At 69.7% G+C, this 17,069-nt stretch carries 19 protein-coding genes; 8 read left to right on the plus strand and 11 right to left on the minus strand.

Annotation, left to right across the window (positions count from 1 at the left end; all coding sequences use genetic code 11):
* Positions 1-61: 61 nt before the first annotated feature.
* A complete protein-coding gene (locus ACFVBH_RS17850; protein ID WP_379002547.1) occupies positions 62-4,027 on the minus strand; it encodes a BTAD domain-containing putative transcriptional regulator in 3,966 nt (1,321 codons plus the stop codon).
* Positions 4,028-4,661: 634 nt separating this feature from the next.
* On the opposite strand from ACFVBH_RS17850, the gene ACFVBH_RS17855 reads away from it, so the two are divergent.
* Both ACFVBH_RS17855 and ACFVBH_RS17860 read left to right on the plus strand, forming a co-directional pair.
* Entirely contained in the window at positions 4,662-5,117 is a 456-nt protein-coding gene (locus ACFVBH_RS17855) for an SRPBCC family protein (protein ID WP_354990985.1), read from the plus strand.
* 39 nt (positions 5,118-5,156) lie between these two features.
* Positions 5,157-6,026, plus strand: coding sequence for a 1,4-dihydroxy-2-naphthoate polyprenyltransferase (locus ACFVBH_RS17860; protein ID WP_379002549.1), 870 nt, complete (start codon positions 5,157-5,159; stop codon positions 6,024-6,026).
* A gap of 29 nt (positions 6,027-6,055) precedes the next feature.
* On the opposite strand, the gene ACFVBH_RS17865 is transcribed toward ACFVBH_RS17860, so the two are convergent.
* The 4 genes from ACFVBH_RS17865 to ACFVBH_RS17880 form a co-directional block, all read right to left on the minus strand.
* The gene (locus ACFVBH_RS17865) at positions 6,056-6,433 is read right to left on the minus strand and encodes a phage holin family protein (protein ID WP_354991408.1); all 378 of its coding nucleotides are present in this window, start codon (positions 6,431-6,433) and stop codon (positions 6,056-6,058) included.
* 70 nt (positions 6,434-6,503) lie between these two features.
* Positions 6,504-7,082 (minus strand): Clp protease N-terminal domain-containing protein, encoded by a 579-nt coding sequence (locus tag ACFVBH_RS17870; RefSeq protein WP_354991409.1) that lies wholly within the window; start codon positions 7,080-7,082, stop codon positions 6,504-6,506.
* A complete protein-coding gene (locus ACFVBH_RS17875; RefSeq protein ID WP_354991410.1) occupies positions 7,082-7,303 on the minus strand; it encodes a helix-turn-helix domain-containing protein in 222 nt (73 codons plus the stop codon). The genes ACFVBH_RS17870 and ACFVBH_RS17875 overlap by 1 nt, the downstream gene beginning before the upstream one ends.
* A gap of 78 nt (positions 7,304-7,381) precedes the next feature.
* Entirely contained in the window at positions 7,382-7,717 is a 336-nt protein-coding gene (locus ACFVBH_RS17880; protein ID WP_379002553.1) for a hypothetical protein, read from the minus strand.
* Positions 7,718-7,787: 70 nt separating this feature from the next.
* Here ACFVBH_RS17880 and ACFVBH_RS17885 point away from each other — a divergent pair, with 70 nt between their 5' ends.
* Positions 7,788-8,672: a helix-turn-helix domain-containing protein gene (locus ACFVBH_RS17885; RefSeq protein WP_354991412.1), complete on the plus strand. Its 885-nt coding sequence runs from the start codon at positions 7,788-7,790 to the stop codon at positions 8,670-8,672.
* 37 nt (positions 8,673-8,709) lie between these two features.
* On the opposite strand, the gene ACFVBH_RS17890 is transcribed toward ACFVBH_RS17885, so the two are convergent.
* Both ACFVBH_RS17890 and ACFVBH_RS17895 read right to left on the minus strand, forming a co-directional pair.
* Complete coding sequence (locus ACFVBH_RS17890; protein WP_354991413.1) at positions 8,710-9,795, minus strand: PLP-dependent cysteine synthase family protein; 1,086 nt, start codon at positions 9,793-9,795, stop codon at positions 8,710-8,712.
* A 10-nt stretch (positions 9,796-9,805) separates the two neighbouring features.
* On the minus strand, positions 9,806-10,114 hold the full coding sequence (locus tag ACFVBH_RS17895) for a DUF4229 domain-containing protein (RefSeq protein ID WP_379002556.1): 309 nt from the start codon (positions 10,112-10,114) through the stop codon (positions 9,806-9,808).
* Between the two features lie 239 nt (positions 10,115-10,353).
* On the opposite strand from ACFVBH_RS17895, the gene ACFVBH_RS17900 reads away from it, so the two are divergent.
* Both ACFVBH_RS17900 and ACFVBH_RS17905 read left to right on the plus strand, forming a co-directional pair.
* Entirely contained in the window at positions 10,354-10,587 is a 234-nt protein-coding gene (locus ACFVBH_RS17900; RefSeq protein WP_354991415.1) for a BldC family transcriptional regulator, read from the plus strand.
* Positions 10,588-10,657: 70 nt separating this feature from the next.
* Complete coding sequence (locus tag ACFVBH_RS17905) at positions 10,658-10,858, plus strand: hypothetical protein (protein ID WP_379002559.1); 201 nt, start codon at positions 10,658-10,660, stop codon at positions 10,856-10,858.
* Positions 10,859-11,019: 161 nt separating this feature from the next.
* Here ACFVBH_RS17905 and ACFVBH_RS17910 read toward each other — a convergent pair whose 3' ends face one another.
* The gene (locus ACFVBH_RS17910; RefSeq protein WP_379002561.1) at positions 11,020-11,907 is read right to left on the minus strand and encodes an alpha/beta fold hydrolase; all 888 of its coding nucleotides are present in this window, start codon (positions 11,905-11,907) and stop codon (positions 11,020-11,022) included.
* A gap of 106 nt (positions 11,908-12,013) precedes the next feature.
* Between ACFVBH_RS17910 and ACFVBH_RS17915 the strand changes: the two genes are divergently transcribed.
* Positions 12,014-12,619 carry a TetR/AcrR family transcriptional regulator gene (locus tag ACFVBH_RS17915; RefSeq protein ID WP_379002563.1) on the plus strand — a complete coding sequence of 202 codons (606 nt, stop codon included), beginning with the start codon at positions 12,014-12,016 and terminating at the stop codon, positions 12,617-12,619.
* Positions 12,620-12,648: 29 nt separating this feature from the next.
* Here the strand turns inward: ACFVBH_RS17915 and ACFVBH_RS17920 are convergent, their stop codons facing one another.
* Complete coding sequence (locus tag ACFVBH_RS17920) at positions 12,649-13,530, minus strand: hypothetical protein (RefSeq protein WP_379002566.1); 882 nt, start codon at positions 13,528-13,530, stop codon at positions 12,649-12,651.
* Between the two features lie 247 nt (positions 13,531-13,777).
* On the opposite strand from ACFVBH_RS17920, the gene ACFVBH_RS17925 reads away from it, so the two are divergent.
* Positions 13,778-14,095, plus strand: a complete 318-nt coding sequence (locus ACFVBH_RS17925) for a hypothetical protein (protein ID WP_354991420.1) — start codon at positions 13,778-13,780, stop codon at positions 14,093-14,095.
* A gap of 108 nt (positions 14,096-14,203) precedes the next feature.
* Positions 14,204-14,473: a DUF2277 domain-containing protein gene (locus tag ACFVBH_RS17930; protein ID WP_354991421.1), complete on the plus strand. Its 270-nt coding sequence runs from the start codon at positions 14,204-14,206 to the stop codon at positions 14,471-14,473.
* Positions 14,474-14,477: 4 nt separating this feature from the next.
* Here ACFVBH_RS17930 and ccsB read toward each other — a convergent pair whose 3' ends face one another.
* The gene (gene ccsB, locus ACFVBH_RS17935; RefSeq protein ID WP_379002570.1) at positions 14,478-15,443 is read right to left on the minus strand and encodes a c-type cytochrome biogenesis protein CcsB; all 966 of its coding nucleotides are present in this window, start codon (positions 15,441-15,443) and stop codon (positions 14,478-14,480) included.
* Positions 15,443-17,068 (minus strand): cytochrome c biogenesis protein ResB, encoded by a 1,626-nt coding sequence (locus ACFVBH_RS17940; RefSeq protein ID WP_379002572.1) that lies wholly within the window; start codon positions 17,066-17,068, stop codon positions 15,443-15,445. Before ACFVBH_RS17940 ends, ccsB begins: the two co-directional genes overlap by 1 nt.
* Between the last annotated feature and the right edge of the window lies 1 nt (position 17,069).

The raw sequence follows: 17,069 nt of genomic DNA on the forward strand, positions 1-17,069 counted from the left end.
GGACGGCCCGCTCACCGAGATTCGGTGGGCGGGCCGTCCGTCGTCGTCGGTCCGGCGAATCTCACAGCGTGCCATTGATTTTCACGGCGATCTCCATGATGCGCTGCGCCGCGCCGCGGCGGGCGACCCCGGCCGCGGCGCGCACGGCGGCATCCATGGTCTCGGCGCCGACCGCCGCCCGGTGCAGGTCCACGTGCCGCTGCCACAGCATCGACGGATAGTCCTGGCGGGCGAGCACTTTCGGGCCGAGCATGAGCAGTTCCAGCGCGGTCCCGGTGTCGCGCCCGGCCGCCAGCAGGTACGAACCGAGCGCGATCGACATCGCGCCGATCTGCGGCAGGTCCCACGGGAAGTGCGCCAGGCGCGCCAGCGATACCTCGATCAATTGCGCGGCGAGCGCACGCATGCGGTCCACCTCGCCGTGCAGCACGTGTGCGTCCAGCACCGCGGCGGCGGTCATGATGTCGCCGGGGCCGGGCGTGATGAACCCCTGCGGCCAGGCCAGCAACTGCAGCACCTGCCGGTAGCGGCGCAGCCCGGTCTCGATATCGCCTTCGGCCAGGGCGATTTCGGCCAGTCCGGCGGTCACCGCGGCGCGGCGGTGATTGGGCCGGATGTGGGCGTCCTCTTCCGCGGACTCCACCCCGACGCCCGCCAGCGCCGGCTCCAGTTCCCGGCGAGCCTGGGCCAGTTCGCCGATGCCCGCGAGCGAGACCGCGAGCAGGCTGCGGATTTCCACGCTCTCCTCGAACGCGCGCAATCGCGCCAGCAGTTCCACGGCCTCGCGGTAGTAGCCGACCGACTCCGCGTAGCGCGCGGACTGCCCGTACATGCTGCCCAGGTGCTGGGACACCATCGCGTGGCCCCAGATGTCCTCGCGAGCGCCGGATTCGAAGGCGTGCACCGCGTCTCGGATCGAGCCCGCCACATCACCGGCGTTCTCGCGCACGTTCGCGCGGAACAGCAGCGCGGCGGTCCTGGTCCGCGCGTCGTGCGAGCGCACGCCCGAGACCAGTACCCGGCCCAGCTTGCGCGCGTCGATCGGCACGGTCGCGAGTTCGCCCAGGAACTCGAACATGGGCGAGAGGTGGTGGCCGGTCTCACGCAGGCGCCGAATTCGATTGCGCACGATGGCGAACTCGCGCGGGCCGCCGCTGGAATACATCAGGTGCAGACCCAGCACCAGCTGACCGAACATCTGCAGATCGGCCTCGGACGTGCTGAGCGCACCGGTGCGCAGCGGCAGGGCCAGCATGCGCGGACCCCAGCCGATCAGCTCCATGTGCGCGCCGCGCATGACCCACAGCATGGACAGCACCGGGAAGACGGCGTGCCCGGTGGCGATGTCGCGATGGTCCAGCGCGTAGCGCAGCACCGCGACCAGATTGTCGATCTCGGCCGCGACGGTGAGGACCACGCGCACCTGGTCGCCGGTGGTGTAGCCGTGCACCGCTTCCAGCGCGAACGCCCGTGCCCAGCAGGACATCCGGTCCATGACGAGATCGGCTTCACCGGCCTCAGCCAGGCGCTCCTCACCGAATTCGCGGACCGTCTCCAGCATGCGGTAGCGCAGCACGCCGATCTCGTCGTCGGGTTCGAGCACGGTGAGCAGGGATTGGCCGACCAGGCCGTCCACGGCCGCCGCGACATCCGGGATCTCGGGCCCGGCGATGACCGCCTCGGCCGCGGCCAGGGTGAAGCCGGCCGGGAAACGGCAGAGCCGGCGCAGCGCGGTGCGCTGCTCGCCGTCCAGCAGGTTCCAGCTCCATTCGATGACCGCGTGCAGGGTGCGATGCCGTTCCGGAGAACTGCGATCCCCGCTGCGCAGGAGCGCGAATCGGTGTTCGAGCCGGGATTCGATCTCCTCCACGCTCATGGTGCGGGCGCGGGCGGCGGCCAGTTCGATGGCCAGCGGCAGTCCGTCCAGGGTGTGGCACAGGCGCGCCACCACCTCCGGGTCCAGCCGCACCGAGGGCCGCACCGCGCGGGCGCGGGCGCAGAACAGGTCGGTGGCGGGCGAGCCGTGCGCGTCGATGGTCAAGGGTGGCAACGGATACACGGTCTCGGCGGTGATCTCCAGCGGGGCGCGGCTGGTGGTGAGCACGGTCAACTGCTCGCTGGCCCCGACCAGGTCCGCCACCACCTCGGCGACCGCCGCGATGAGGTGCTCGCAATTGTCCAGGATCAGCAGCATGGGCCGGGACGAGAGCGCCTCGCGCAGCCGCTGGCGCACGTCGCGCGCGGGCGCCAGCCGCAGCACCCCGTTGTCGCGGCCGAGTTCACCGATGCCGAGCGTGGTGGCGATGGCCGCCTCGATCTCGGCCCGGGTGTCGGCCGCGCCGCCGGGATCGGCTCGCACCGAAGCCAATTCGACCAGGGCGACCGTACGCTCGTGCGCCACCCGCGCCCCGAGTTCGTTGGCGACCCGGGTCTTGCCGGTGCCGCCGGGCCCGAGCACCGTGGTCACCCGCGAGACACCCAGCAGTCGCTGCAACGCGTCGAGATCCGCGGCCCGCCCCAGCAGCGGGTTCGGCGCGGCCCGCAGGCCGATCGCCGACGCCGCCGGTTCGGCGGACTCCCGGCTCAGCGCCGCGTGCTGCGCGGCCGCCACCCGCCGCAACGCCTGCACGGACCCGCGCCCCACCGCCGGGACACCCGGAAGCGGCCGCAGGGCCGATGAATCGGACTGCTCCCCAGCACTTTCCGGCCATCGCGAGCCGTCGGCGTCGGCCGATATCCGCGCTTCGCCGCCGGTACCCGCTCCGCGTCGGCCGCCCGCAGCGCTCTCGGGCCACCGCTGATCGTCCGCGCCGCGCCGCGCATCCGCAACGCTGTCGGACCGGTTCGACCCGTCGCCGCCTGCGCCGCGCCGCCCGGCCGCGTCCCTCCCGAGCCGTTCCGAGTTCCCGGCGTTCGAACCGGGCGACGAATCCGCGGCACTGCCCGACCGATCCGGGCCTGCGGCGCGCCACGTATCCGCGGCGCCTTCGGACCCGCGGGTGTCCTCGCCGTTCGCCGGCTGTCGCACATCCCAGCTCTCCGAACCCGCCTCGGGCCGCCGCGCACGCTCGGTCATGCCCCGGAGGCGATCGAACGCGCCCGTCCCGGAGTCCACCACCTTCGGATAGCCCTGGCCCGCACCCTGATTCGGCCTGCCGAAGGCGCGGCCCGGCGGGCCGGGCAGTTCCTCACCCCGCAGGATCGCGGTGTTGAGCGCCGTCACGGCCGGGCCGGGATCCACCCCGAGCTGCTCGCCCAGCCGGGTACGCAGGGCCGCGAAGACCTCGAGAGCCTCGTTCCCGCGCCCGGCCGCGGCGAGCAAGCGCATCAGCGTCGCGTGCGCCGGCTCGCCGAAGGGGTCCGCGGCCGCCGCGCGCCGCGCCAGATCCAGCGCGCCGTCCAGGTCGCCGACCGCGGCGCGCGCGGAAAGTTCCAGTGCGTCCAGGGCTTTGGCACGGGCCCCGGCCAGCGTGATGAGTTCCTCGGCGACCGGGCCCGGGGGCAGATCCGCGCCCGGTTCCCCACGCCAGAGCGTGCGCGCGGCGGCGATCCATTCCAGGCAGGCGGCCTCGTCCTCGTCCTCGTGCGCCTGACGCGCTCGCGACTCGTACAGCTCGGCGCGCGCGAGATCGACCTGTTCGGGCGCGATCACCAGGCGATATCCGGCGGGACCGATCTCGAGCACGCCCTCGGGCAGCAGCGCCCGCAACCGCGACACCTGCGTGTGCAGGGCGTTCATCGGCGCGCGCGGCGGCTCCTCGCCCCACACCTCGTCGATGAGCGCGTGCGCGGAGCGACTGCGGCCCGGGTGGGTCGCCAGCGCCGCGACCAGCAGCCGCGCCCGCGCGCCCGGCACCGGCGCGAGCACCCCGCCGCGCCGCAGCGCCACTTCCCCCAGCAGTCCCACGAGGACCGGTTCCGACTCGCCCGCCCGGGCGGTATGCGAAGGAACCGCCGGGGCGGTCGCGCCCGCGGCGGCGAGCCGGGCGGTCCCGGCGCCGTCAGAACCGCTTGTTTCCGAAGACATTCCTCGCCAATCGTAGGTGAGCGGCCGGTCGCCCGTCCGGTTCACCACCGCCGCCGTTCCCCGCCGGGCCCGGCCACCGCCCGCCCCGCCCCCACCGTCCCGCCCGATCCCCCGAATCGACCCGCCGCCCAACGCACATCACGCCGCCGAATCGGCGTCACGCGGGCCCGGCCCGCGCATGATGACGCGGTGGCCCCGCAACCCCTCGCTCGGGCGCCGCACCGGCATGGCGCACGCTGCCGAACCCCTCGGTCAGAGGCGACCAACCGCACGGCGGCTCGATATTCGCGCGGCACCGCCTTCTCCCTCGACCCTGCCGAGTCGCGCGGCAATGTCGAGTCCACGCGGCAACGCCGAATCCCCGCGACAGCCGTCTTCCACACGGCTGTGAGCGGTGGACTGTCCCCCTCTCTCGGGACGGCTGCCGCAGCGGCCCGGCGCGGCAACGCCGGATCCACCCGGCAACGCCAAGTCCCGGCGGCAGCCGTCTTCCAACGCGGCGGTGAGCTGCCGTCGTCTCTCGGGACCACCGCCGCCACGGCCCGGCGCGCCAGCGCCCGGCGCGCCGGGAATCGCCGGTGCGGGGCGTGTGGATACGGCGGTTCCGGGGGCGCGGTCGCCTAGGCTGCTGGTCATGGCGGACTTCGACGTTCATCGGGAAGCGGTCATCGAGGCCGCGCCCGCGCAGGTCCAGGCGCTCATCGACGATTTTCACCGCTGGCGCGAATGGTCGCCGTGGGAGGACATCGACCCGGCGATGGACCGCGTCTACAGCGGCGCGGATCGCGGCATCGGCGCCCGCTACTTCTGGAGCGGCAACCGCAAGGCCGGGCGCGGCGACATGGAGATCACCTCCGCGACCGCCGACGCCATCGGCATCCGCCTGCACTTCGAGAAGCCGTTCAAGGCGACCAACAACATCAGCTTCGAATTCACGCCGCAGGGCGCGGGCACCCTGGTGACCTGGCGCATGACCGGGCAGCAGACCGGGCTCATGGCCCTGTTCGGCAAGCTGATGCCGATGGACAAGATGGTGGGCAAGGACTTCGAGAAGGGGCTGGCCCTGCTCAAGGCCGCCGCCGAATCCTGAGCGCGCCCCGGCCCCGGCCCGCGCACTAGGCTGCGGAGCATGGCTACAGCAGCACAGTGGATCGAGGGGGCGCGCCCGCGCACTCTGCCGAACGCGATCGCCCCGGTCCTGGTCGGAACGGGGGCCGCCGCCTCGATCGACGGCGCGGTGGGCTGGAAAGCGGTGCTGTGCCTGCTGCTTTCGTGCTCCCTCATCATCGGGGTGAACTACGCCAACGACTACTCCGACGGCATTCGCGGCACCGATGACGACCGGGTCGGCCCGCTGCGGCTGGTCGGATCCAAGCTGGCCTCCCCCGCCGCGGTGCGCAACGCGGCCCTGGGCTGCCTCGGTCTGGGCGCGATCCTCGGCCTGATCCTGGTGGCCACCAGCAGCTGGTGGCTGCTCGCGGTCGGCGCGGCCTGCCTGGCCGGAGCCTGGTTCTATACCGGCGGCCGGAACCCCTACGGCTACAGCGGTTTCGGCGAGATCGCGGTCTTCGTCTTCTTCGGCCTGGTCGCGGTGCTCGGCACCCAGTTCGTGCAGGCCGGGCGGGTCGACTGGGCCGGGCTGGCCGGGGCGGTGGCGGTCGGATCGTTCTCGAGTGCCGTGCTGGTGACCAACAATCTGCGCGACATCCCCACCGACGCGGTCTCGGGCAAGACCACCCTGGCCGTCCGCCTCGGCGACACGCGCACCCGCACACTGCACATCGTGCTGCTCGCGATCCCGTTCGCGGCGACCCTGCTGCTGGCCGCGCGCACCCCGTGGGCGCTGGTCGCGCTCGTCGCGCTCCCGCTGGCGGTCAAGGCCAACGAGCCGGTGCGCGGCAACAAGAACGGGCCCGACCTGATCCCCGCGCTGGCGGGAACCGGCCTGGCCCTGCTGGTCTGGTCGCTGGCGATCGAGTTCGCGCTGTCCTTCGGCTGAAGCCCGGCGCGAACCCGCCGCGCCGGCCCTCAGTTGTCGGGAACGAGCACCCCGAGCACCCAGTTCACCAGCGTGATGATGATCGCGCCCAGCACCGCCGCCCAGAACCCGCTGACCGTGATCCCGTAGCTGATGGTGTTGGTGATCACCGCGGTCAGCCACAGCATCAGCGCGTTGATCACCAGCAGGAACAGCCCCAGGGTCAGGATCACGAAGGGCAGGGACAGCAGACTGACGAGCGGCTTCACCAGGGTGTTCACCAGCGCGAAGACCACGGTGACCGCCGCGATGGCGAGCAGCTTGCTCTGCGTGGTGTTCTCGGGACTCTTGATGTCGATGCCGTCGACCCATTCGGCCGCGAGCCAGATGGCGACACCGTTGATGAGCAGACGTAGCAGGAGCGTCATGCCCCGATCGTAGGGGCGAAAGCCCCGCGACGGTGGTCATACCTCACCGGTTCATGATCACCTGTGACAATCACGCGGCCCGATCGAGATGGGCGGCCACGTCCGCGCGCAGCGGCTCGAGGTCCGCGCCCAGCAGTTCCCGGGTGGCCGGATTCGGCGCGCGCAGGATCGCGAGCAGGATGTGCCCGGCCTCGATGCGATCGTCCTTGCGGGCCACCGCCTCGCGCAGCGCGAGCTCGAGAATCTTCTTGGCCTCGCGGGTGAACGGGATGTGCCCGAACCCCGGGCCCTTGCCGCGGAACAGACCGCGGCGCGGCTCCTCGGCGGGCACCGCGCGCTCCAGGGCATCCGCCCCGAAGGTCTCGGCCAGGCTTTCGCGCACCGCGTCCAGGTCGATGCCGATGGACCGCAGCGCCTCGGCGTCCTGTTCGCCCAGTGGTTCACCCGCCCGGGTGCGGGTCAGCGCGGCGCGCACGGATTCGGCGGTGTGCCCGTGCGCGGCGAGCAGTTCGTGCAGTCCGGCATCGGGTGCGGCGAGCAGGCCGAGGAACAGATGCTGGACGTCGATGACCGGCGACCGCAGTTCCCTGGCTTCTTCCTGTGCCCCGACCACCGTGAATTTGGCTGCCCTGGCGAATCTTTCGAACATCAGCGGATGCCGCCTTTCCGGTTGTACTTCTGGTGGACCGCCTGCCGGCTGACCTCGAGCGCGTCCGCGATGGCCTGCCAGGACCAGCCCTGCGTGCGGGCGTTGGCTACCTGGATGGACTCGAGGCGTTCGAGCAGTCGGCGCAAAGCCAGCACGGCCCGCAACCCCACCTGAGGGTCCGGACTGCCGGCCGCGGCCGCCAAAGTCGTCGCTTCACTCATGAATGTCAATTTACGTTGACACCCCGGGTGTGTCAACAAAAATTGACAACCTCCGGATAACGCCGCGTCAGCGCGGTCTCACGGGCACGGCTCGAAGGGCGCGTAGTCGCACACGTGCCCGTCGTGCCAATCCCACACCTCGTCCGACTCGACGGGCACCCCCGCCTGCGAGCGCAGCAGCCAGCCGCGCGGCTCCTTCTCCCACTCGTCCCCGTCGCGATCCCGATACCGGCCGTACGCCTCGGGCTCGCGCGCACCCGGCGGGGATTCGCGATCGGAGACGCCCGTCCGATTGCACTCCCCCGCGACGCTCACCCGCCGCTCGGCCACCACCGGCCGCGTCCGCGAGGGCGCCTCGACCCACGACCCGTCCGTGACATCGACGCCCGCGACCGATCGCGGATACTGACCCAACTCGACTCCCGATTTGTTGTTGTTTCAAACTGTTGAACCAGAACGGGCTATCAGTGAGGGCACCTGCGTGATGAATGGAGTTCCAACCTTCGGCGAGTACATTCGCCGGCTCCGCACCACGGCCAATCGCACCCGCCCGCAGCTCGCCTGGCTCGCCAACCTGTCGGTCCCCTATCTGACGAAGATCGAGGGCGGCGCGAACCCCTCACGCCGCGTCATCGAATCACTCGCCACCGCACTCGAACTCGCGCCGGCGGAGTTCGAATACGCGCTCACCCTGGCCGAAGGACCGCTGCCGCGCATCGAGCCCGACCACCCCGGCCCGGTCGATCTCGAGTATCTGGAACTGCTCAACCCCAAGATCGCCGCCTTCATCTCCGGCACCATGGACATTCTGGCCGTCAACGCCGCGCATGTGGAGGCTTTCCCCGAGCTCGTCCCCGGCTGCAACTATCTGGAATGGATGATGCTCAACCCGGTGTCGCGGACCGTACTGGTCGATTGGGCCGGCGAGGCGCAGCAGGCGGTGAGCTCGTTCCGGCTGCTGCTGGCCCGCACCGGGTACGACGATCGGATCCAGGGGATCCTGAACCGCTGCATGGCGAGTCCGGAGTTCGCGGCCATGTGGCGGAACGACACGGTGGCCAACGAGCGGCGCGATCGGACCAAGCTGGTGCGCGATCCCGAAACCCTGGCCATCACCGAGTTGCGGATGAACATGTGGCGGACTTCCACGAGCCTGCAGTCGTGGATGCTCGTGCTCGGTTCGGGGGTCGATCAGCCCACGGCGGTCACCCGTCCAGTCGCCCGGGAAAGGCCCCGCGCGTCAAGCCCCATTAACACCTTCGGGACGAGTGAAACACCGCCCACTCACCTGCGGAGCACCCCGGCCGATGGCGAATCACCGCTAACCCAGCCAATTCAGCAACTTGACAGCAAACCAATCGACGGGTGATGAACCCTTCTGAACCGACCGCCGTGCCGTGGGAAAACTAGCCGGACCAAGAACCGGTGGCCATGAATTCGGCGAGCACCGCGGCGGGTTCCGCCAGACTCAGCCCCTGACCGGCAACCCAGTCGTCATTGAAATAGGTTCCGGCATAACGGTCTCCGCCGTCGCACAGCAGGGTGACCACACTGCCGGACCGACCGGCGGCGATCATGTCGGCAATCAGGGCGAATGCCCCCCACAGGTTGGTGCCCGTCGAACCGCCGACCCGGCGGCCGAGCACCTGACTCGCGTGCCGGGCCGCCGCGATCGAGCCGGCGTCCGGAACCTCGATCATGGTGTCCACGACCTGGCCGACGAACGAGGGCTCCACCCGCGGGCGGCCGATTCCCTCGATCCGCGAGGACATGCCCGTCTGATACGCCGAGTCGGCGGTCTCGTATCCGCCGTAGAAGGCCGAATTCTCCGGATCCACCACGGCCAGCCGGGTGGCGTGCCGCCGGTAGCGGATGTAGCGGCCGATGGTCGCGCTGGTACCGCCGGTGCCCGCGCCGACCACGATCCAATCCGGCACCGGATGGGCCTCCAGCGCCAGCTGATGGAAGATCGACTCGGCGATGTTGTTGTTGCCCCGCCAGTCCGTCGCGCGCTCGGCGTGCGTGAACTGATCCATGTAGTGACCGTTGGTTTCCCGGGCCAGGCGTGCCGCCTCGGTGTAGATGTCCGGCGACTTCCGCACCAAATGACAGCGTCCGCCCTGCGCCTCGATGAGCGCGATCTTCTCGGGCGAGGTGGAAGCGGGCATGACGGCCACGAACTGCAGGCCCAGCAACTTCGCGAAGTAGGCCTCGCTGATGGCGGTCGAGCCCGAGGACGCCTCGACCACGGTGGTGCCCTCGGTGATCCAGCCGTTGCAGATGGCATAGAGGAACAGCGACCGCGCCAGGCGATGTTTGAGGCTGCCCGTGATGTGGGTGGATTCGTCCTTGAGGTACAGCTGCACCCGCCAGGCCGCGGGCAGCGGATAACGCAGCAGATGCGTGTCGGCGCTGCGCTGGGCATCGGCGTCGATCAGCCGGACGGCGTTGTCGACCCACTCGCGCGGTGCGTAGCGATCGACGCGTTTCATCGGCCGGCCGTCACTTCTCGTCACCGCGCAGGCGCGTCATGAGCTGGTCACGATCGCTGCGGCGCTTGGCGTCCACGGCGGCGATGTCCTGGTTGACCCGGGTGCGCAGGGTCTTGAACAGCACCATCGACAGCGGCAGGGCGATGAGCACCGCGAACAGCGCCGCGACGATGAGGGGCACCTCCACGGACACCAGCTTGGCGGTGCCGATGATGACCGCCACGAGGACGACGACCAGCCCGAGCCGGGCCACCGTGTACAGGGCCAGATCGCGGGCCAGTTTGCGGCCCGCACCTTCGGATGGGGTTGCCTCACTCACGGGCCTCAGCCTAGGTGACGACGAATCGGGCATATGCGGTGGCCCGCGTCGGCGGGGGCGCGAGCGAATTCGCTGAGAGTTCGCTACTCGCGAGTCAAAAGTGACCGCGAACACAGTACGGATATCCGTTTTGTCTATTACTTCCCCTTTACCAAACCGAGACTGTTCGAACACACAGGGGGTGCGGTGCAACGATGTCGCTACTGATGAGGGATCTGACAAAACGGAAAGGTTTGCGAATGACTGCGTTCACCGCGGCGAGCCGCGTAATGGGTTCCGTCAACAGCCAGGAAAGCCTGCTCACCCCCGGCCAGGTGGCGGCCCTGTTCCATGTCGATCCGAAGACCGTTACCCGGTGGGCACACGCGGGACGGCTCGGCTCACTCCGGACTCCGGGCGGTCATCGCCGGTTCCGCGAATCCGAAGTTCTGCAACTTCTCAGGTCCCTCACCACCGAGGCGACTCGCGTCTAACCCTTATTCGAAGTTCCGCGGTGCCGCGGGTACGGACACGGATTACCCTCGGTGACAGGAGGTGAACGACGTGACGTACCTGTTGGCACTCATCGCGTTGGTGACCATCGCGATGCTGTGCTGGAAAGCTTTCGGCCCACAGCGACCGGCCCGCACCGGCACGACTTCGGCCGCCCACAAGCGCATTCTCGGCCCGGATGACGATCCGGAGTTCTTGTGGCGGCTCTCGCGCCAGCACCGGGACGGCGAATCGGGCTCTCCCGATAGCTGACCCTCGATTCCCGGACTGGGCGATCGTCTAGCAAACCAAACGCCCCGTTTACTTCGCCCGTGGTTCACGGGCGGCTCCGGGAAAAGAAACTCCCCGTGCGGCCGGATTCGGCCACGCGGGGAGCTGTCGTTTCGTGAGCCCGCCCGGGGCGCAGGCTTCGGTCAGGCGTCCGCGCCGACCCGATCGTGCTGCCGGATGAATCGCACGATGCGCGCGCCCACCTCGTCCGGTTCCTGCATCAGCACCCCGTGGCCTTTACCCGAATAGACCTCAACTTCCGCGTGCGGCATGTGCTCGGCGATGCGCCGGGTCGCCGCCGCCGGATCCGCGACCAGGGTGTCGCCGCCGTAGACGACCAGCGCGGGCACCGTGATCGACCGCAGTTCGGGGTCCTTCAGCAGCCGGGCCCAGCCGATCGCCATCGGGAACCCCAGCGCCAGCTTGGCCAGCTCGAACTCGCGCGGGGAAACCGTGACCCCGGGCGCGAGCCACTCCATCATCGCGCGCATGTTCTTGTCCGACTTGCCCCGCAGGCCGAACCCGAGCATCTTGAGCAGCACGCTCGCCTTCGGCTTGGTGAACACCCCGCCCGGCTCGACGAGCGTCACGCTCGCCAGCCGCTCCGGCAGGTGCAGCGCGCCCAGCGCCGCGTGCCACGCGCCGTGCGAATAGCCGACCAGGTGCACGCGATCCAGGCCCAGGCCGTCCAGCACCTCGCGCAACCAGGCGGCGATGTCGCGCTCACCCGTGACGGGCGCGGTCTGCACGCTGCGGCCGGCGGTGCCGATCGTGTCGGGCGCGTGGATGATTCGGTCCGCCGCGAACCGCTCGGCCACGATGTGCCAGGACAGGCCGTTGCCGCCCACCTGATGCAGCAGCACCACGGGAACGGCCGCGCCCGAACCGGATCGGCGGACGTGGGTGGTTCCGAAGGTGGTTTCCAGCTCGCTCGTGGTCGCGGGCAGCGGCCACAGCGACTCCAGTTCGGCGTAGACCCGCAGGAACTCCCGCCGCGTGTGCTCGTTCTTGAACCGTCCGATCTTGGCCATGGCCGCCCCTTCGATCTCCGTTGATGATATCAACGTACCACTTAAATGATATGGGCGTACCATGACGGATCTGTCCATCGCCGATCCGGGGAAGAGGTACCGCTTCATGCCGCGTCTAGCCGACCACGATCAGCGGCGAGCCCAGATCACCACGGCCGCACGCAAAGTCATCGCCCGCGGTGGTCTGGCCGCGGCGACGTTCCAGTCGGTGGCGGCCGAGGCCGGTATCTCGGTCCGCCTGGTCCAGTACTACTTCGGGACCAAGCAGGAGGTCCTGACCGCCACCCACCTGGCCGTGGTGATCGCCGCGGGCGAACGGTTCGCCCGCAATGTCGCCGCGCTGGGCGAATCCGCCCCGCCCCGTGCGATTCTGACCGCCGTCTTCACCGAACTCCTGCCCCTGGACGATATCCGCCGCGAAGAGGCGATCATCCTGATCGCCTTCCACACCGCCGCTCTCACGACCGACGAGGTGCAGCCCAAGGACACCGCGGGTCCCGGCATCTGGCTGATCAACGCGGTCACCGAGCAGCTGCGCCGGGCCCGACCGGACGACGACTCCCCCGCCGCCGCAAGGAGACTCGACCTCGACGCGCAACTCCTCGTGGGCGCCGTGGGCGGGCTGACCCAGGGCATGCTGACCATCCCACAGTCCGCGGCGGCGGCGCCGGAACTCGTCGACCACCTACTGGAGAGGTTCCTGAACCCGTAGTCCGCCAGCCGAATTCGACCGGAGATCGGTCATCTCGCCGGGGGCTCGGTGGTCGCGGCGATCCCCGACAGCGCCACCGATGCCGCCGCGATCTCCTCGACCGGCGTATCGGTCAGGCCGTCGACCATGGCAAGCGGCGACAGGTAGGTCCGGGTATTGAGATCGGCGAGAAATGCTTGCCAGCGCGGCAATTGGCGCAGATAGACCTGCTTGTCGTGCAGCAGGAAGGAGACCACCCGCCGCTCGTCCCCGGCGGTGGCGCGCAAGGGGAACACACGGATCTCCCGGACCGCGTCCCACGCGACCCACAACCGGCGCCCGGGAATGGAGAGGCCGTCCGCGTCGATGACGATCTCGTTCCCGGGCCGCGCGGCCCAGAGCAGAAACCCGGTGTAGGCCAGGGTCGGAACGGCCAGTACCACACCGATCCCGAGCAGCCAGCCGGCCGAGAAAACGGCGCCCGCCGCGAACACGATGCCACTGATACTCAGCAGCGGGGCCATCATGCGCAGCGCACCGCCGGCCGATACCCGCACCTCGAGCCGCGCCGCAGCGTCCGGCACCCGCTCCCCACCGCCGGAAATCGGCGTCCGCGGCGTGCCGCCGCTGACGTTCAGGATGCGGGTGTACGCGAGCTTGCGTCGCGTCGCGAAAACGACCCACCCGACGATCACGACGAATACGACCGGCAGCCCCAGCGCCGAAACACCGGTTCGCGCACCGAGAAATCCCAGCAGCACGCCCAGCACCAGAGCGGGCGGGATCAGCACGAGCGTCTGCCGGACGGTGGAGCGCCCCAGCACTTTCTCCGCGCGTTCCCGCGCGATTCGGTCGATCTCCGGGTCCGCGGCGGGCTCGCCCCGCAACAACGCCTTCCGGACATCGGCGTCCAGGTCTCTCCAGTTCGTCATACTCCCCCTCGGTCAGCGGACCGAACCATAACCGACCACAAGGTTTCTCGCCGAAGTCGGGTTCGGGCCGGGGACGGCGGCGTGCCGGGTGCGCGAGCGTGGGAGCGAGGCGGGCGGGATGGCCGCCGTGACGTTGGACTCAGCGGGGTGGGCGGGGAGAGGGGTCGGGCGGGGGAACGTATACGGTGAGCCCGCGAGAGGGCGCTCACACGCGGGCGACACCTCCGATCGGCACACAGTGAGGGACATGATGATCAAGCTTTTCTCGGCCGCCGCGCTGACCGCGACCGCCGCCACCCTGCTGGTGCTGCCCGCCGCCCCCGCCCAGGCTCGGTCCCTGACCTGCGACCGCGCGATCGAGTTCATCAACGCCGCCGTCGACGCCAGCGGCGGCACCTACGACGCGGAGACCGCCCGCGCCCTCGCCGACCGCCTGCGCACGGTGGCCCTGCTCTCCGGCGGCGCAGAACAGGCCGCGATCACCGCCTACGCCGACGCCCTCGTCGACGACAACGTCACCGAGATGACCCCCTTCACCGACGAGCTCAACCGCGCCTGCGCCTGAGCGACATCGGCATGATTCCCACCGAGAGCCCGGTCAGCGAGCTGTTCTCGCGCTGACCGGGGTTTCGGCGCGGCCGGGATGTCACCTGGGCGGCGTACCCTCGCCCGCATGTGCCGCAATATCAAAACCCTGCACAACTTCGAGCCGCCGGCCACTTCGGACGAGGTACAGGCCGCGGCGGTGCAGTATGTCCGCAAGATCAGTGGGGCGACCAAGCCGTCGCACGCCAACCAGGAAGCGTTCGATCAGGCGGTCGCGGAAATCGCGGCCACCACCATGCGACTGCTGGCCAACCTGACCACGCACGCGCCGCCCAAGGACCGCGAGGTCGAGGCGGCCAAGGCCAAGGCCCGTTCGGAGCTGCGCTTCGCGCGCTGACCGGCTAGTTCAGGCCGGCGTACGAGTGCAGGCCGCTGACCACGATGTTGATGATGAACAGGTTGAACAGCATCGCCACGAAGCCGGCGATGTTGATCCACGCCGCTTTCGTGTCGCGCCAGCCGGAGGTCGCGCGGGCGTGCAGGTACGCCGCGTACAGGACCCAGGCGATGAAGGACACCGTTTCCTTCGGGTCCCAGCCCCAGAAGCGGCCCCAGGCCGCCTCGGCCCAGATCGCGCCCAGGATCACGCCCGCGCCGAAGATCGGGAAGCCGATGATGGTGGTGCGGTAGGCCAGGCGGTCGAGGGACTCGGCGTCGGGGAGGCGGCGGGCCAGGTTGCCCCAGATGCCGGAGGATTCCGACCCCGCGGGCTGGCGCAGGCGGTACAGGAACAGCAGGCTGGCCACGCCGGAGACCAGGAAGACGCCGGAGCCGATCGACACGACGGTCACGTGCACCGGCAGCCAGTACGACTTCAGCGCGGGCACCACGGGCGCCGCGTCCGCGTGCAGCACCGTGCCGGCCAGGAACAGCAGGATCAGCACGGGCGTCAGCAGGAACGCCCACATGCCCCGGTACCGCTCCTCGCGCAGCAGCACCAGGCCGATGAGAACCGCTGCGGCACAGGACATGCTGGTGAACTCGTACATGTTGCCGAGCGGGAAGCGGTGGGTCGCGAAGCCGCGCAACACGATCGAGAGCAGGTGCAGCGCGACCGCGACGAACAGCACCGAAAAGCCCATGGAGCCCAGGCGTTCGGCGAACGGCCGTTTGGGTTCCTCGATGACACGGCCGGGTGTGACCGAGTCCGAGTCCACCCCGCCGCCGGCCGTGACCAGCTGTCGCGGCGGCGCGGTCCGCGCGACCGCGAACTGCCACACCAGCATGATCCAGACCAGCGCGTACACCACGATGGCCGACTTGAACGCGAGATCGCTGTAGGAGGCGATGGTCTCGTCGATCGGCATTACTTGTCTCCCGTGCTCTCGGTCAGCAGCCGTTCACGCAGTCGGTCGAATTCGCCACCCCAGCCGGCCTGGTCGGTGCGGGCCAATCCACCCATTTCTACTACGGTACGTCGTTTTGCCTCGGGGTCATCCGCCGGGTATACCCGCAGCCAGATACGGCGTCGCTTGACCAACAGCGACACCAGCAGTCCGGCCATCATGGTGAGCGCGGAGATCAGCACCCACTGCTGCGCCGGATCGTGCGAGACCTGCAGGTTCACGAATTCCTGCGCACCGTCGAAACTCACCTTGGTGCCGTCGGCCAGCGTCACCGACTCGCCCGCGAAGAGATTCGCGCGCTGCTCCTTGGTGAGCCGTCCCTGCTTGATCATCTCCGGATCGAGCGCGAACAGCGACTGCGCCCGCCCGGTGTCCAGCCCGGTGTCGCCGACGTAGATGTCCACGGCCACCGCCGGATCCTGCATCGACGGGAACGCCGAGGTCAGCAGCGACCCGTGCAGCATCGCGGTCGGCGCGAACAGGCCCTGGATCGCGATCTGGTGCTTGCGCCGTTCGGTCTCGTTCGGGTACATGCCGCCGGGCGGGTCGATGCGCAGCACACCGGAGGACAGGAACGTGGTGGCGTCGTCCGGCCGCCACTGGATGGTCTCGGTCCGGGTCTGGCCGTTCGGGAAGGTCACCGTGAAGGTCGGCGCGAAACCGTGTCCCTGCAGGTAGATTCGGTCCCCGCCGACGCGCAGCGGATGATTCACCTGAATGGTGGTGTCCCGCCAGGTGTTCGAGTCCAGATCCCCGCCGGACTGGTAGGAGATGTCGGAGGTGAACATCTCGGCCTGCCCGTTCGGCAGGTAGTCGGCCTTGAAGTTCTTGACCCGCACGCACAGCGGCGTCAGCCCGGTGCCGTCCACGACGTTGCCCGCGCGGAAGGAGTCGAAGACCGCCGGGGAGGTGGTGCAGAAGCCGGGCCCGTCGTTGGCGATGACCACCACGTTGCCCTCGTAACCGAGCAGTTTGCCCAGCGCGATGGACGCGAGCAGCCCGACCAGCGCCAGGTGGAAGACCAGGTTGCCGGCCTCGCGGGTGTAGCCCTTCTCCGCCGAGAGCGTGATCTCGCCCTCGCGCGAGCCGGGCGTCACCACGGTCCGCCAGCCGCGTAATTGCTTGCGCGCCTGCGCGATCACCGCGTCGGCATCGGAATCCGCTTCGCCCGCATAGTGATGCGGCAGCCGCGACAGATTGCGCGGCGCCTTCACCGGCGGCGTGCGCAGCGCCCGGTAGTGATCGAACACGCGCGGCAGGATGCAGCCCACCAGCGAAACGAACAGCAGCACATAGACGGCCGTGAACCAGAAGCTGGAGAACACGTCGAACAGCTGGAAGCGATCCATCCACGGGCCCAGCGTGGGCCGGTCCGCGATGTACTGCTCGGTCTTCTGCTGATTCAGGCTGCGCTGCGGCAGCAGCGCGCCGGGAATGGCCGCCAGCGCGAGCAGGAACAGCAGCATCAGCGCGGTGCGCATGCTGGTGAGCCCGCGCCAGGTGTTGCGCGCGATCGCGAGGATCCGGCGCGGCACGGACTGGCGCGGCGGGCGGGCGGGGGCCGGGGATTCGATGGTCGTTGTCATG

It is taken from the genome of Nocardia sp. NPDC057668 (assembly GCF_042799795.1).
Classification (GTDB): Bacteria; Actinomycetota; Actinomycetes; order Mycobacteriales; family Mycobacteriaceae; genus Nocardia.